The organism is Nitrospirales bacterium, from assembly GCA_031315865.1.
Classification (GTDB): Bacteria; Nitrospirota; Nitrospiria; order Nitrospirales; family UBA8639; genus JAGQKC01.
Map to the genome: position 1 here is coordinate 878561 of JALDRJ010000002.1, position 14887 is coordinate 893447.

Annotated in this window: 14 protein-coding genes; 11 read left to right on the forward strand and 3 right to left on the reverse strand. The window is 51.7% G+C overall.

Features of this window, described 5'->3' with window-relative positions; translation table 11 throughout:
* Positions 1-63 precede the first annotated feature (63 nt).
* The 8 genes from MRJ96_04125 (at position 64) to MRJ96_04160 (ending at position 10358) form a co-directional block, all read left to right on the forward strand.
* The gene (locus tag MRJ96_04125; GenBank protein ID MDR4500627.1) at positions 64-2487 is read left to right on the forward strand and encodes a DNA topoisomerase IV subunit A; all 2424 of its coding nucleotides are present in this window, start codon (positions 64-66) and stop codon (positions 2485-2487) included.
* 53 nt (positions 2488-2540) lie between these two features.
* Positions 2541-4475, forward strand: a complete 1935-nt coding sequence (locus tag MRJ96_04130; protein ID MDR4500628.1) for a type IIA DNA topoisomerase subunit B — start codon at positions 2541-2543, stop codon at positions 4473-4475.
* Positions 4476-4823: 348 nt separating this feature from the next.
* Positions 4824-5033 carry a hypothetical protein gene (locus MRJ96_04135; GenBank protein ID MDR4500629.1) on the forward strand — a complete coding sequence of 70 codons (210 nt, stop codon included), beginning with the start codon at positions 4824-4826 and terminating at the stop codon, positions 5031-5033.
* Entirely contained in the window at positions 5030-5425 is a 396-nt protein-coding gene (locus MRJ96_04140; protein ID MDR4500630.1) for a HEPN domain-containing protein, read from the forward strand. The genes MRJ96_04135 and MRJ96_04140 overlap by 4 nt, the downstream gene beginning before the upstream one ends.
* Before the next feature lie 664 nt (positions 5426-6089).
* Positions 6090-6815 carry a UPF0149 family protein gene (locus MRJ96_04145; protein MDR4500631.1) on the forward strand — a complete coding sequence of 242 codons (726 nt, stop codon included), beginning with the start codon at positions 6090-6092 and terminating at the stop codon, positions 6813-6815.
* 140 nt (positions 6816-6955) lie between these two features.
* Positions 6956-8686 (forward strand): SagB/ThcOx family dehydrogenase, encoded by a 1731-nt coding sequence (locus MRJ96_04150; protein ID MDR4500632.1) that lies wholly within the window; start codon positions 6956-6958, stop codon positions 8684-8686.
* Positions 8673-9257, forward strand: a complete 585-nt coding sequence (locus MRJ96_04155) for a DNA-3-methyladenine glycosylase (GenBank protein MDR4500633.1) — start codon at positions 8673-8675, stop codon at positions 9255-9257. Before MRJ96_04150 ends, MRJ96_04155 begins: the two co-directional genes overlap by 14 nt.
* A 621-nt stretch (positions 9258-9878) precedes the next feature.
* Positions 9879-10358, forward strand: coding sequence for a urate hydroxylase PuuD (locus MRJ96_04160; protein ID MDR4500634.1), 480 nt, complete (start codon positions 9879-9881; stop codon positions 10356-10358).
* Positions 10359-10474: 116 nt separating this feature from the next.
* Here the strand turns inward: MRJ96_04160 and MRJ96_04165 are convergent, their stop codons facing one another.
* Positions 10475-10768 (reverse strand): PepSY domain-containing protein, encoded by a 294-nt coding sequence (locus tag MRJ96_04165; protein ID MDR4500635.1) that lies wholly within the window; start codon positions 10766-10768, stop codon positions 10475-10477.
* 121 nt (positions 10769-10889) lie between these two features.
* Here MRJ96_04165 and MRJ96_04170 point away from each other — a divergent pair, with 121 nt between their 5' ends.
* The 3 genes from MRJ96_04170 to MRJ96_04180 are packed head-to-tail and all read left to right on the forward strand — an operon-like array spanning position 10890 to position 13323.
* Entirely contained in the window at positions 10890-11294 is a 405-nt protein-coding gene (locus tag MRJ96_04170) for a PepSY domain-containing protein (protein MDR4500636.1), read from the forward strand.
* Between the two features lie 15 nt (positions 11295-11309).
* Positions 11310-11981 (forward strand): response regulator transcription factor, encoded by a 672-nt coding sequence (locus MRJ96_04175; GenBank protein MDR4500637.1) that lies wholly within the window; start codon positions 11310-11312, stop codon positions 11979-11981.
* Entirely contained in the window at positions 11968-13323 is a 1356-nt protein-coding gene (locus MRJ96_04180) for a HAMP domain-containing histidine kinase (protein MDR4500638.1), read from the forward strand. Before MRJ96_04175 ends, MRJ96_04180 begins: the two co-directional genes overlap by 14 nt.
* Before the next feature lie 128 nt (positions 13324-13451).
* Here the strand turns inward: MRJ96_04180 and MRJ96_04185 are convergent, their stop codons facing one another.
* Together MRJ96_04185 and MRJ96_04190 are read right to left on the reverse strand one after the other, a co-directional pair.
* Positions 13452-13838 carry a NirD/YgiW/YdeI family stress tolerance protein gene (locus MRJ96_04185; GenBank protein MDR4500639.1) on the reverse strand — a complete coding sequence of 129 codons (387 nt, stop codon included), beginning with the start codon at positions 13836-13838 and terminating at the stop codon, positions 13452-13454.
* A 640-nt stretch (positions 13839-14478) separates the two neighbouring features.
* The gene (locus MRJ96_04190) at positions 14479-14715 is read right to left on the reverse strand and encodes an Lrp/AsnC ligand binding domain-containing protein (GenBank protein MDR4500640.1); all 237 of its coding nucleotides are present in this window, start codon (positions 14713-14715) and stop codon (positions 14479-14481) included.
* Between the last annotated feature and the right edge of the window lie 172 nt (positions 14716-14887).

Here is a 14887-nt window from a genome sequence, read left to right on the forward strand (position 1 = left end):
CATTTTTCATGATCACCGGGACCGCCGACGGCGGCGTTCGCCCCGGCGGCTAATCCGGAATCCATGTCAAAAACAAAATACAAGAAATCCAAAGCGATCACTCGAGGACAAGAAACGATCACATCCGTTCCATTGGATCAAACGACCCGTCAGCGGTACCTGAACTACGCCCTCTCGGTCATCACGTCGCGAGCCCTGCCGGATGTTCGCGATGGGTTGAAGCCGGTCCAACGACGGATTTTGTTCTCGATGTACCATAATCATCGGTTAACCCCGGACCGCCCGCCGATCAAGAGCGCGAAGGTCGTGGGGTCCGTCATCGGAGAATGGCATCCACATGGGGATTCGGCGGTCTATGACGCGATGGCCCGCATGGCCCAACCCTGGTCGTTACGTCTGCCATTAGTCGATGGACACGGGAACTTCGGAAGCCTGGATGGTGATCCTCCGGCGGCCTATCGCTACACTGAAGCCAGACTCGCGCCTGCTGCATTGGATCTTCTCTCCGAACTGAACAAGGACACCGTCGATGTCCAACCCAATTATGATGGAAAGGGAGAAGAACCTCTCGTCCTTCCATCACGCTTCCCGAATCTGCTGGTGAATGGGTCTACCGGCATCGCGGTCGGCATGGCGACCAACATTCCCCCGCATAATCTCGGAGAAGTCATCGACGCGGCCACCGCACTCATCAATGATCGGGCTTGTTCGATTTCCGATCTCATGAAACATGTCAAAGGCCCGGACTTTCCGACGGGAGCAGAAATTCTCAACAGCCGGTCAGAGATTCGCCATGTTTACGAGAACGGGCAGGGATCCATTCGACTTCGTGGCGAGTATCAGGTCGAGCAGCGCGCTCAGGGCCGTGCCGAGATCGTCATAACCTCAATTCCGTTTGCTGTCGACAAATCGACGATCGTGGAACGTGTTGGCGAACTCATCGCCGCTAGAAAAATCCCACAACTGCTGGATGTTCGGGACGAATCCACCACTGACGTTCGCATCGTGCTGGAGGTCCAAAAAGGCGCTGATCCAGATATCGCGATGGCCTATCTGTTCAAGAATACGCCTCTCCAGAATAATTTTTCCGTGAATTTGACGTGCCTGGTCCCTCTGCCGGGCAGCACGGGTTCCCGTCCTGATTGCCTCAACCTCAAACAGATTTTGGAGCTATTCATCGATTTTCGGTTCGCAACCGTGAAACGGCGGTATGAGTATGACTTGCGTGTCCTGGAACGGCGAATTCATATCCTCGACGGGTTCAAGATTATCTTCGATGCCCTCGACCAAATCCTCAAGCTGATCAGGCAAAGCGACGGGAAGGCAGATTCCGCGCAAAAACTCCAGCAGCGTTTTGACCTTGATGCGATCCAAACAGACGCCATCCTTGAAACAGCGATTTATAAATTGTCCCGCACTGAGATCAAGAAAATGCTGGACGAACTGAATGACAAAAAACAACAAGCCAAAGAGATCAAAGCTTTGCTTGGCTCGACCCCACGACTCTGGACGGTCGTCAAACAGGAACTGGCCGAGGTCTCCAAAACCTACGCCGATAAACGGCGGACCAAAATCGGCAGACGGCAAACGGAAGAAGTCCAGTTCGACCCGGAAGCGTACATGGTGAAAGAAGACGCGATTCTCACCGTCTCGATCGACGGATGGATCAGACGGGTGGGGCTCATCAAAGACCTGTCCAAAGCCCGGCTCCGGGAAGGCGATCGCTTGGTGGCGGCTCTGGGCGGCAGCACCGTCGACAACGTGATCTTTTTCTCAAACTACGGCAGCGCCTACACGATACGCATCGGAGACATCCCTCCCGCCAGGAGCGGCTATGGGGATCCCGCGCAAAAATTATTTAAATTCAAGGACGGAGAACGGCTGATCGCGGCATACAGTCTAGATCCTCGTATGCGGCATGCTGAGCCTGAACGATCACAAAGGACCAAGACCAAATCCCTTCCGCTGTTTGATTCGCAGGCACAAGAAGGAGCCGCTCTCATTGGGCAAGCTATGGCCGTAAGCTCAACCGGAATGGGGATTCGCTTTGAATTGGGCGCCTTTCAAGAACCTTCGACAAGATTGGGCCGGAAGTTCATGAAAGTAAAAGATGGCGAAGAAGTGGTGAACATAGGATTTCTCCGAGGTTCCCTGAAATCGGCCCTCGTCGCGGTGGCGTCCCAACGCGGCCGCATGCTGCTCTGCCCTGCCGAGGACGTGAACCTGCTTTCAGGACCTGGCCGAGGCGTAACCGTGATCAAACTCGATCCACAGGACCGCTTGATCGCCTTTCGCCTATTGGAAGAGAAAAACGATCAAATGCAGTTGCTGAAACAGGATGGCTCGAAGCTTCCGGTCACGGCAAAAAAATATCAAACCGTCAGCCGCGGAGGAAAAGGCCATCCGCTCATTCGACGAGGCAGCTTCACAGGGGATGTCCTTCCGGACGTCACGCTCCCGGAATTTCCAACGGAATCCGACGACTAAAATGACTGGCCCAAAGATGTTTCTCAGATCACTTTCATGTCAAGAGTATAGCCATGGCTAAAAAATACGATGCGAGCGATATCGTGGTCCTCGAAGGCATTGAACCGGTCCGACGCAGACCTGCGATGTATATCGGAGGCACGGACAAAACAGGGTTGCACCATCTCGTGTGGGAAATTCTGGACAATGCCATTGACGAAGTGATCAATGGTCATGCCACCACCATCGTCGTGGACCTCGACAAAACCCCAAATGGCATCCAAATCACGGATAACGGACGCGGCATTCCTGTCGAAAAACATCCCAAGTTCAAAAAGTCCGCCCTGGAAATCATCATGACGACCCTGCATGCCGGCGGCAAGTTCGAAACAGGCAGCTACATTCATTCAGGCGGGCTTCATGGCGTTGGTGCCTCTGTCGTGAACGCGCTCTCCCGGCATCTGGAAGTCAAAGTCAAACGCGATGGGTATGAATGGACGCAGACCTACCAGGCCGGCGCGGCTCAAGGCCCCGTCAAACGCCTGGAGAAAGCCCGCGGCACGGGCACATCGGTCTATTTCAAACCCGATCCATCCATATTCGGAAAGACCACGCTGTTTGACCCGGTCTTATTGCGGGATACGTTGGAAGCCAAAGCCTACCTGCATAAAGGCCTCAAACTGACCTTTAAAGACGGGACTTCAGGAAAGACGCACCACTTCGTTCACGAACAAGGCATTCAGGAATACCTGGTCAAGCTCGTGACCGACCGCGGCCGCAAACCCACGGCTGACTTCGTATTTTATCTCGATCGCAAGCTGAAGAACACAGGAGACCAGACGGGAAACGGCTTTGGAATGGAAGTGGCCCTTCAATGGACGGACGAGCCAGCCGAATTCATCCGCAGTTACGTGAACGGCGTCCAAACCCCCAACGGCGGCACGCATGAAATCGGACTCCGTGGCGGCATCGTCAAGGCGGTGAGAAATTATATTGAAACCCACAATCTCACACCCAAAGGAGTCAGCCTCCAGGCCGAGGACATCCGTGAAGGGCTGGCTGTCGTATTAAGCGTGCTGACCTTGAATCCGCAGTTTCAGGGGCAAACCAAAGAACGCCTCAATAATCCGGAAGTCCAAGGCATGACCGACAATGCGATTCGTCCGGCCCTGGAGACCTTTCTGAATGAAAACCAATCGATCGCTGAATCATTAGTTGGCCGCATGGTTCTCGCGGCACGAGCCCGTGAGGCCTCACGAGAAGCCTCCAAAGCCGTGATGCGTAAAAGCGCCGTGAGCCACAGGCTGAACCTTCCGGGAAAGCTGGCGGATTGCCAGAGCACAGACCCGACGATCAGCGAACTCTTCATCGTCGAAGGCGACTCGGCGGGTGGAACCGCAAAGCAGGGGCGAGACCTCAAAACGCAGGCCATCCTACCCATTCGAGGAAAAGTGTTGAACACCGAAGACCTCACACTCGCCAAAGTCGTCGAAAACAAAGAACTGGCGGATCTCGTCAAAGCCTTAGGATGCAGTATCGGCAAAGACTTCGACTTGAAAAAACTACGCTATCACAAAATCATCCTGCTCATGGACGCCGACATCGACGGCTATCACATCAGCACCTTGCTCTTAACATTCTTTTTCCGGCACTTGCCCGAGCTCATCAAACAGGGACACGTCTACATCGGCCAACCACCACTCTATCGCATCGAGATCGGCAAAGAAGTCCACTGGGCCGGAACGGATGAGGAAAAAGCACGTATCTTGGGCGAAGCCCGAAGCAACGCCAAACCGACGATCAGCCGCTTCAAAGGACTTGGAGAAATGTTTCCTCAGCAGCTTCGTGAAACCACCCTTCAAACCTCCACACGACGGCTCTTAAAAGTCGAACTACTCGATGAGCTGAACACCGACCGCATCTTCCACGACCTCATGGGGAAAAAAACCGAAGCCCGCTACGAATTCCTCATGGCCAACGCCGGTCAAGCCGAGAATTTAGATGTGTAGGAAGTGATTGGCCGCTCCATTCCGTAAGCAACTGGCCATCCTCTAGCTGCCTACTGTTTTGCTCAGAATTCACCCCCCTCCACTTCCTGTTCTTGCGATCAGCGTCCAAGATTTGTTGTGTTAAAGCTCGTGACAGCGCAGCCACATGGATGCGACCCTGGATTCCTCGCTTTGATTTCACGAAACTGTACTTTCTGTGGGGGGGTTGGGTAGCATATCTAACATCAGGCAATGGATAATACCCCAAACATTAAGACGCTGCTACCACGCGCACGTGAAATGTTGCAGCACGTCTACGGTAGTCGCCTCCAAGGTGTCGTGCTATATGGGTCTGCTGCACGAGGCGCTATGTCTTCCACCAGCGACATTGATCTTCTCATTCTCCTACAACCTCCAGTCTACCTAGGCCGTGAACTTCGAACGATCATCAAGACTCTGTACCCTCTGCAATTAGAAATAGACTGTCCGATTCATGCCATGCCTGTCGATGTGAATGTGTATGAAGCCGGTGAATTCAGTTGGTATCGAAATGCCAAAGAAGAAGGTATGCTGGTGTGAACCAAGAAGCGACGGACTTCTGGCAGCGAGCATTGCAAGCCTTGGCAACGGGTAAACACATCGCATCTTCTGATCCAGACGCAGCAGCTTCCCGTGCCTATTATTCAGCCTTCTATGCCGTTTCAGCTCTCTTCTCGGTCGAAGGCAAAACCTTTATTCGACATTCAGGTATAGAGACCGCCGTACATCGCGAATTAGTAAAAACAAATCGCTGGCCACGTGAACTCGGTGAAGACTATGCCTTTTTGCTCCGACTTCGCTCCACCGGGGACTACGGCGGTCAAATGCATGTGACGCGAGAAGAGGCCTTAGATGCGATTCATGCAACTGAGCGAATACTCTCTGCTGTCCATCAAGAAAGCCCCAAACAGTTTCCACGCCCGGCACTGTAGGCGCTCGCTGTCGAAATACAGACCGAACCATGATGTACATGTTGCCTCAGAATTGATTCTCTTTCGTTATTCCGGTGATACTGAAATGATACAGCGCTCCCTTAGTACGCCTTTGCCCTTCAGGACGTGAGAAAAACATCAATGTTTGTCAGGACATCCAAGCGTGTATCACCTTCCGTATCGTTCAACGATGTACATGGTCGTACGGCGCGGGGTGTGTCGTATTTGTCGATTGAAACGTATTCAATTGGGCACTTCAACCTGCGCCAACGACTCGGGCACCTGTAATAGGCATATCGGTGTTGTCTCTGCGCATTCAAGAAAGAAACGACACCATAGTTCGAATGGTGCTTACCGAGACCGTATCCTAACTAAGCATCAGGCAAATTTTGCCCGTCTTCACGAAACTATACTTTCATTATAGCGAATCCAATTACGTTCCAGACGACAATACGACACACCCCGCGCGGTACGACGTTGAGCCATACGGAAATTATTTGAAACGGCTATAAGGGTTGCAGTAGCATGGCGACCGGGTTTGGATTACACGGAGCAGACTTCATGGTTGCTGTTCCTGAATTACCTGGATGGCCTGGAGCAGGAGAGAGTCACGAGAAACCAGGCATGCGATACGAGGGAGTTTCGAGAAAGGCGGTAACCATCAGTGACCACGATCGCTCACTTTACGAAAGCCCATGAATCCACCCTGATTCACTTTCTGTCGTCGTCTCGACGCCCCAAAGAGACCTTTTCCTTTCCGCAATCGTCGGGGTTTCTATTCAGCATCGCGAATGCGCCGGAAATGATTCTGCCTTCGGAGTGGATGCCGATAATCTTCAATAACGAAGATGGCCAGTACGAGTCTCAAGAGGAAGCCTCACGTGTCCTTCAGGCCATGATGGCGCTGTTTAATGAGTGCGGGCGGGAACGAGTGAAAGGGAAGGAGCCCCTTCCGCCGGGATGTGCCATCCGACCTCAGCCACTGGATAATTTGGATGCCGACGCGCCACTCAGTCAGTGGGCCCGTGGATTTATGATCGGACACGACTACCTTCATGAAATCTGGGATGATTGTCTTCCCGAGTCAATCGATGAAGAAGTCGGCGCTATCCTCATGGCGCTGACCTTCTTTGCCACACCGACACTCGCCGAGTCTTACCACAAACTGGCCAAGGAGCCAGGAAGCTTTGAGCACCTTGCCCAAACCATTCTCAAGATTTTTCCTGATGCGATACACGAGTACGCGCTGTTGGGACGAACCATCTTTCAAGCGCGATGTGAAGAGGGTAATTTTCCTCAAGGACCGGTGGGAAGCTCTAAAATCGGCCGGAACGATCCCTGCCCATGCGGAAGCGGGAAAAAATATAAAAGATGCTGCGGGTTCAATTGAAGCACTCCGTTGCCCATTCTTGTAGACCGCTAGAATGAGTGCAACGGTCTGCGCGACGACGACTTGTCCTCCAATCTACTGCATATTTATTGTGAAATTCTCTACACTCTAGCCGTTCAGACTTCGATGAGGCCGGTCAATTGACATTCAATAATCTCGAACGTGCGAGAAGGTACCACGAGCACACCAAGCATAACTTTAATCAATATGCCCGGTCATTGGGTTATATGGATTGGGCGAATCAACCTGATCCATTTCGACGATACGAGGGCGCCCCTCTCGTTAGCCTGCCTCTTCTGAATCCCGATGAAGAACCTACTTCTCCAAGCTACGATAATCTCTTTCGTCCTCATGTCATTTCGCCACAGCCTCTGACGATCAACAGTCTGTCGCGGTTCTTTGAATATGCGCTCTCCATCACCGCATGGAAGGAATATGGCGGCAATCGCTGGGCCTTACGCAGCAACCCGTCCAGTGGCAACCTTCATCCCACGGAAGGATATTTAATCGTTGGAGAAATACCAGAAGTTGGACTTGCCCCTGGGCTGTACCACTATGCACCCAAGGAACATGCGCTCGAGCAGCGACTGCGATGTTCTTCAGAAGCGATCCATCGACTCACCGCACCGTTTCCCTCTCAAACGTGTTTTGTTGGCCTCAGCTCCATTCATTGGCGAGAAGCCTGGAAATATGGGGAACGGGCGTTTCGTTATTGCCAGCATGATATCGGTCATGCCATCGGGACGCTTCGCATCGCCGCCGCGACCTTGGGATGGAAAATGCTGGTACTCAGCGAAACATCCGATGATACTCTGTCAACACTGCTTGGACTCGATCGCCATGATGATTTTGTGGATTCAGAAAAGGAATACCCGGAACTCGTGGCCGCCCTTTGGCCCGAGCCCTCTTGCCCGCCGACGGAACTTCCTCTGGGACTCGATCAGATAGCTGTCAACAATCTCGCGCAAGGAACCTGGCAGGGTAAAGCCAATCGACTGAGTCGCGACAATCCCGTTCCGTGGGAAATCATCGATGAAGTGGCTGAGGCCACATGGAGATCGATAGGAAAGCCTGCCCTGGTCACTTTTTCCTCGTCGCCCCTTTCTTCTCACGTGCAAGCCGAGAAGAAATCATCTCACGAGGTCTCTGCGGGCCAAATGATCCATCAACGCCGAAGCGCCGTGGAGTTCGACGGGCGTACGGGCATTTCCGCTCAACGTTTTTTTCACATGTTGACCCGTATCATGCCCCACGGAATGCTCCCGATCGAACAAAGACCTATGCCGTGGGACTGCGTTCTCTGGAACCCGGCGATCCATCTGGCCCTGTTTGTCCATCGAGTAGACGGCATTTCCCCAGGCCTGTACTTTTTGATCCGGGATTCCTCTCCTGAAAAATTCGCAGAATTGAAGGCGGCGATGCAGGAACAGTTTCTGTGGACGAAACCCGAATCCTGTCCGACCGATCTCCCTTTGTACCTGTTAGAAGAGGGGAACGCCCAAAAGATCGCCATACAAGTCAGTTGCTGGCAGGAAATCGCCGGAGCCAGCGCATTTTCTTCGGGCATGATTGCCGAGTTTGATCAGACCCTCGCAACACATGGTTCATGGGCTTACCGCCGGCTCTTCTGGGAAACAGGCCTCATCGGGCAGATTTTATACCTCGAAGCCGAGGCCGGCGGCGTTCGAGCGACAGGCATTGGGTGCTTTTTTGATGATCCGGTCCATAAAGTGTTTGGATTTTATCCTCAGACAACCTATCAATCGCTGTACCACTTTACCGTCGGCGGCCCAATCGAGGATACACGTCTCACAACACTTCCTCCCTACGGTGACCGTGTGAAGGAAAGGTCTGACATTGAAACAGCCTAGCCCTCTGCCTCAATCATTTTTTAATCGGCCCACGCTAACCGTCGCGAAGGACCTTTTGGGAAAGTTTTTGATGCGTCAAACGGCTTCGGGAATCGTCGTGGCGAGAATCGTGGATGTCGAAGCCTATATCGGCCAAGAGGACAAAGCCTGCCATGCCTCCAAAGGCCGGACCAAACGATCAGAGGTGTTATTCGGCCCAGCAGGGTACACCTATGTCTATTTGATTTATGGAATGTACGACCTTCTCAACTTCGTGACCGAGCGACTCGATTTTCCCGCGGCCATTCTGATCCGGGGCGTGGAAATCGTCGAACAAGACACGGAAATACTCTCTCAACCCATCCGCATCGATGGCCCGGGACGGGTATGCCGGCGATTAGCCATAGACCGGACACTCAACCGCATCGATGCTACAACCGGACAATCGATCTGGGTCGAAGACCGCGGGGAGAAAATTTCCAGAAAGCAAATACACGCGTCCCCTCGTATCGGCGTGGATTACGCTGGTGAATGGGCTCTCAAACCCTGGCGATTTTTCCTGCCCCCGGCCAAACGGACTGTAAAACTCTGAACAGCCTGAACAGATTGAACGCGCGTCTTCAAGCAAACTTCTGCCTTCATCTTGAACAACCCCTCATGAATGCGTTAGGGTCTATAGCGAAACGAGACTAGGCTTGGCCGTACCCTTGGACATGATAGCGCCTAGAGTCGTAAACCATTTAGAATCTATCATTTAGTCAAGCTCTCACCCCTTTTGATGTTTCGATTGCACGTGTCCAAGTCACTAGCTCAACGCGACAACCTACTTTAAATTTAGAGAAATTTATGGTACGGCTATAGCAATCGAACGCAACAAAATTTTCCAAACAACACGTACGTGATTTTCACATAGCATAGAAGGAGGACACCGATGGGAAATCCCCTCGATACGATTAGTGGGACGATTACAGCCGGGTTTGTTTTGACGATCGTCTTGTACGGATTCGTAAAAATGCTCGTCTAGTGACGTAAGCCTAAGAATCTTTGCGAATTAAGTGGAAATATTCAGCGGCCAACCAATCGAACACAACACAAGATATTGTCCGGTATCGATGACGAACATCCTGAACACGATGCTGATTCTTGAAAGTCAGGGCCGCTCGAACGACATCCATGAACTATCTCGGACCATTCAACTAAAGAGGAAACCAATATGGAAAGCTTGCTCGCGTGGGGACATTATTTAGCCGGTATCACTTGGATCGGCATTCTCTACTATTTCAATTTCATTCAGGTGCCATTCTTGAAAGTCGTGAAACCTGAAACCAAAGCCGAAGCGTTTCAGCATCTGGTGCCAAACGCCTTATGGTGGTTCCGGTGGGGAGCGCTGTTTACCTGGTTATTCGGTGCAAGCTTGCTCATGCATCAGGGACGTCTCGGCAGCGCATTCATGCTACAGGGGGAGCATGCCGTGATCGGTATGGGTGCATGGCTGGGAACGATCATGTTGTTGAATGTGTGGGGCATCATATGGCCCAATCAAAAGCTTGTGTTAGGCATGAAAGAAGCCACGGCTGACCAGAAGGCCAAGGCCGCCCGCACGGCACTCTTGGCGTCACGTACCAACACCATGCTTTCGATCCCCATGTTGTTCTTCATGGCCAACTCAGGTCATGCGTCAGGACTGTTTTAAGAAACTCCGTTCCAATTCACGCGATAGACGAAGGGCTGGCAGAAACATGCCGGCCCTTTGTGTTTCTACAATAATGTATTGCCTCATCGGCACGTACGTCCTCTGCATAGTATGGACTACATATCAATGCAGTACGAGAGTCCGGCCCTGACAAAACCTTGGCCATTGAGGTTTTGATTCTTCATGTTTTTACCTCGAACGACCCAGGTAAAGATCTTTCCCGTCTTGGGGTTTACCTTCAATTCAACACGAGAGCCAAGGGGGTCATGGGCATCAACACCGTACCATTCGCTCTGATAGGTGATAGCAAACACTCGATAACGTTGCATCCGAAGATTTTTCAGGACTTCTTGAGGCGTACACCATTTCTGATGCGTCGATTGCTGAGATTGCTGAAATACCACGTTCATGATTACCTCCTTAACGAGAATGTTATGACGACTTCTACAGCAGCATACGACATGACACCTAAAGGCACACTGAAACTTCATTTAAGCTCTGATTCAGGTTCGCTCTGGTAGGATTGCGGCCATGAGACACGTCACAATCGACACGGGATCTTCTGAAATGCAGACACAGGGTGAAACCCATAACGGGAAGGACTCTAGAGGAACACTGAGGAGGCCAGGGCTATGGGCTCTGATGTGTGCACTCGTCTTTTTTGGATGGACTATCCCGTTGTATGCAGCCGAGGAGCTCTTGCCATATGATCAATTGAAGACGAAATTTGTTCCCATTGAGCAAGTTCTCAGTCACGTCAATCGATCATTTGAAGGCATCATCCTTGAAGTGGAGTTGGAAGAGGACGATGAGACATGGATCTATGAAGTGAAATTGCTGACGCCTCAAGGAAATGTGCTAGAAGTAGAATATGATGCCCAGAACATGGATCTTTTAACGGTGAAAGGAAAGCGAGATAGCGCCGCGCAACGCTAAACCGCGTCACCGCCAATGAGATTACTAGTCGTCGAAGATGATCCCCTCCTCTCAAAACAATTGGCCAAGGCCTTGAGCAAGGCCGCCTATGCCGTCGACATTGCACAGAATGGCGAAGATGGAGAATACTTTGGGCAAACCGAGTCCTATGATGCGGTGATTCTCGACCTGGGTCTCCCGAAGCGGGAAGGATTATCGATCTTACAGAGCTGGCGGCAAGAAGGGCGGATGATGCCTGTCCTGATATTGACCGCACGGGATACCTGGCGCGAAAAAGTGACCGGGCTGAGAGCGGGGGCGGATGATTATTTGACCAAGCCCTTTGAGATGGAGGAAGTGATCGCAAGAGTCGAGGCCTTGATCCGCCGGGCCACAGGACATGCCAGTTCCGTCATTGAATGGGGACCGGTCAGACTTGATACCAGTAGCCAAGAGGTCATGCTTGGCGAGACGGTGCTAGAATTGACCGCATTGGAATTTCGGACCTTATCCTACTTCCTTCATCATCCACGTTCGGTCATTTCCAAGACTCGACTGACGGAACATATATACAACCAAGAATTCGACCTCGACTCCAATGTGATTGAAGTCCTCGTGAACCGGTTACGAAAAAAGCTTGGTCACTCCTTTATCGTCACACACCGCGGCAAAGGGTATCAGCTCTCCAAGTTCGATGAGAACGCCTAACACCCTGACGCTCCGTCTCCTCCTTACTTCGAGTATTTGGGTCGTCCTGACGCTGATCGCAACCGGCATGCTTCTGGTACACCTCTTCCGATCCCATCTCGAACAGCATTTCGACGCCTTTCTCTTTGATCAGCTGCAGGGCAATATCGCCGCAAGCGATATTTCTCCGACGGACGGGACATTGAGGATGACATGGAGCCCGTCCAATCTTCGTTTTCACCGGCCGCTGTCGGGATGGTATTGGCAAATTAAAAAGAATGATCGTTTGGTGGCCAGATCCAGATCGCTCTGGAATAAGTCGATGACCATCAATGACCCGGTCATGGGAACCGGCTTGCAACATCAGACTCTTATTGGCCCCGCGGGCCGAACATTACGGGCCTTGGTCGAGAAGGTCACGCTTCCAGACTTCAACGCGTACTTTACCTTCGCCGTCGCAGGCCCGCTTCTGGAAGTTGAGCAGGATGTTCAACAATTTTCGACAATGCTGATGATCGCATTGGCAGCATTGGGTGCTGGCCTGCTGGGGGCGATCTTTCTCCAAATTCACTATGGGCTTCAACCGCTTCGTCAATTGCGTCAGGCCCTGGCCGAGACACGAGCCGGACGAATCTCCCGTCTGCCCGGGAATTTTCCCGTCGAGATACAACCAGTGGTCTCCGAACTCAATGCCCTTCTTGATCACAATACGGCGCTCTTGGATCGGGCGCGAACGCAAACAGCGAATTTAGCCCATGCACTGAAGAATCCGTTGACCGCCATGAAGAATGAAGCGCAAGAGATGGAAGGGGACCAGGGGCAGATCATGAAGGATCAGCTCAAGGATATGACTCACTCCATCAATCGCTACTTGTCAAAAGCCCGGACATCGGGGGCGGTCGGCCTACTGCGAAATCGGATCAACGTTGGTCCAATCGCTCAAGACCTGCGTTTTTCCATGGATCATCTCTACAAAGAGAAAGCATTGAGCATCGACATTCACGGTTTGGACGATTGCTACTTTCAAGGCGATGCTCATGACTTGGAAGAAATGCTCGGAAATCTACTGGACAATGCATGCAAATGGGCTAAAAGACACGTTCGGATCAATGGAGAACGGCAAAAGGGTGGATGGAGCATGTGCGTAGAGGATGACGGGCTCGGTATCTCCCAAGGGCAAATGGCCGAAGTCCTTAAACGGGGCCGTCGCCTTGATGAAGCCACGCCCGGTCATGGCTTAGGCTTGAGCATTGTCCATGACATCATCGTGTTGTACGGGGGATCTCTCTCGCTGTCCCATTCATCTTTGGGAGGGGCTCGTGCCTGCCTTCAATGGCCAGAGCCTGACCGAGCCAGAATCTGACGAGAGGGTACGCAACTTCACTCGTCGAGTTCGATATCTCTGCAAAACATCCGTGTTCTCATGCAGAGCCGCATACGTCCTCCATCGCTATAATGGAGGACGTTGTATTGCTCAGGGCTCTGCCCGTTTCACTTCAACTGTCCAATGTCGATAGTTGAATCGGAGGCATCGACCACTTCTATCATTTCCACCTCCATCTCATTCGTACCCCACTCCCGGTCAATTTCTCCTGATATCCGAACGATCATTCGTGGATCGACCTTCATGTTTCGCCAATCCTTGTGATCGATTTCGACGATCATCGTCCCGGTTTTATCCTCAAAAAGATACTGCTCTCCAGCAACCCGGCGAAGAATCTTACCCGTGAGGGAAAACCACGAGTCATCGACCGCGTTTTTAGCAACAGACACCGTTGTTACACTACCCTCTTCCCCGGCTCCCTGAAATTGCGCCCAAGCGGTCAATACGCTTGATAGAAGAAGCCCAACAACGATCGCGATTGTACCTTTAGTCATGATTAATCTCCTTTATTGGTGATGAGTAAAAGAAACCCGTTGCCGATGATCCCTGCTAGTGCACCTGACGCACACAGCCGAATCCATGCAACGACGGATACCGGAACAGAAAAGCCCTCGCCCTGCTTGAATGATTCATAGGACCTCCTTTTGGTGAAAGATTTCACGATCTCTGGGTTGAATCGTACAGCATGTACCCTGAGGGCACGCTGAAAATGCATTTCAGGTTGCCGTAAGGTAAGTTAGGGCATGAGGGCGAGAACGAAGCTGGCGACTTTATTCAACAGCCCCTAAATGTAATTGTATGGTTGGAAAGGAAACGAAGAATTCCGTCATGTAGGACCGACGGTGGAGAGGCAAAACTTTACGATTTCTCGTAGGTTGTTCGACGAGTGGAGGGCGCGTAGAATCCCCAAGCCATTCCCGGAGTGTTGAACGCTATTCTTCTTAAGAGGCCCGATCTACCTCTTATTTGTGTTGAAAAGACCGCAAGACCTCGAATGGCTCTTTCTCCCATGGGCTAATCCGTGGGGATTTGTTTTGGACAGCATAGAGCTAAGCCTGCATGCGGAATCTTCCATGAGTTGTGAGGCAACTCCATAATCTCATGCAATCAAGGAAAGCAGGAGAAAAGACCACGTTATTCCTGTACGACAATATGCGTATCCGTTTCCTCGACACCAGGGATGGTGTGAATTTTGGTCATGATGACATCCGATAGCGCACGGTCATCCGGAGCATTAATCAACCCAAAGATATCCGGTTGACCAAAACACGCATGAGCTTGTTCCACCCCCGGCATAGACTTTAAAGTAGCAAGCACTTCTTGTGATTTACCGGCTTTGACTTTCATCAGAATGTAGGCTTTAGTGGCCATGGAATACCCTCCTTGGTTGAAGCAAACGAGTCGGGAATGATGGCCTCTTTTTACCATATTGTGAATTCATCCACCAACCTCACGATTGACGAACGGTGTCTGGACCATCAGGTTGTGTTGATGATCCCTGATCAGGGTATCATTTGAGAATGCCTCCGATGGACATGTCCTG

Bases quoted from the DNA above. Each gene is read 5' to 3' on its own strand.
- MRJ96_04125 (MDR4500627.1), top strand. From the start codon at position 64: ATGTCAAAAACAAAATACAAGAAATCCAAAGCGATCACTCGAGGACAA.
- MRJ96_04130 (MDR4500628.1), top strand. From the start codon at position 2,541: ATGGCTAAAAAATACGATGCGAGCGATATCGTGGTCCTCGAAGGCATT.
- MRJ96_04135 (MDR4500629.1), top strand. From the start codon at position 4,824: ATGTCTTCCACCAGCGACATTGATCTTCTCATTCTCCTACAACCTCCA.
- MRJ96_04160 (MDR4500634.1), top strand. From the start codon at position 9,879: ATGGAAAGCTTGCTCGCGTGGGGACATTATTTAGCCGGTATCACTTGG.
- MRJ96_04165 (MDR4500635.1), bottom strand. From the start codon at position 10,768: ATGAACGTGGTATTTCAGCAATCTCAGCAATCGACGCATCAGAAATGG.
- MRJ96_04170 (MDR4500636.1), top strand. From the start codon at position 10,890: ATGAGACACGTCACAATCGACACGGGATCTTCTGAAATGCAGACACAG.
- MRJ96_04175 (MDR4500637.1), top strand. From the start codon at position 11,310: ATGAGATTACTAGTCGTCGAAGATGATCCCCTCCTCTCAAAACAATTG.
- MRJ96_04180 (MDR4500638.1), top strand. From the start codon at position 11,968: ATGAGAACGCCTAACACCCTGACGCTCCGTCTCCTCCTTACTTCGAGT.
- MRJ96_04185 (MDR4500639.1), bottom strand. From the start codon at position 13,838: ATGACTAAAGGTACAATCGCGATCGTTGTTGGGCTTCTTCTATCAAGC.
- MRJ96_04190 (MDR4500640.1), bottom strand. From the start codon at position 14,715: ATGGCCACTAAAGCCTACATTCTGATGAAAGTCAAAGCCGGTAAATCA.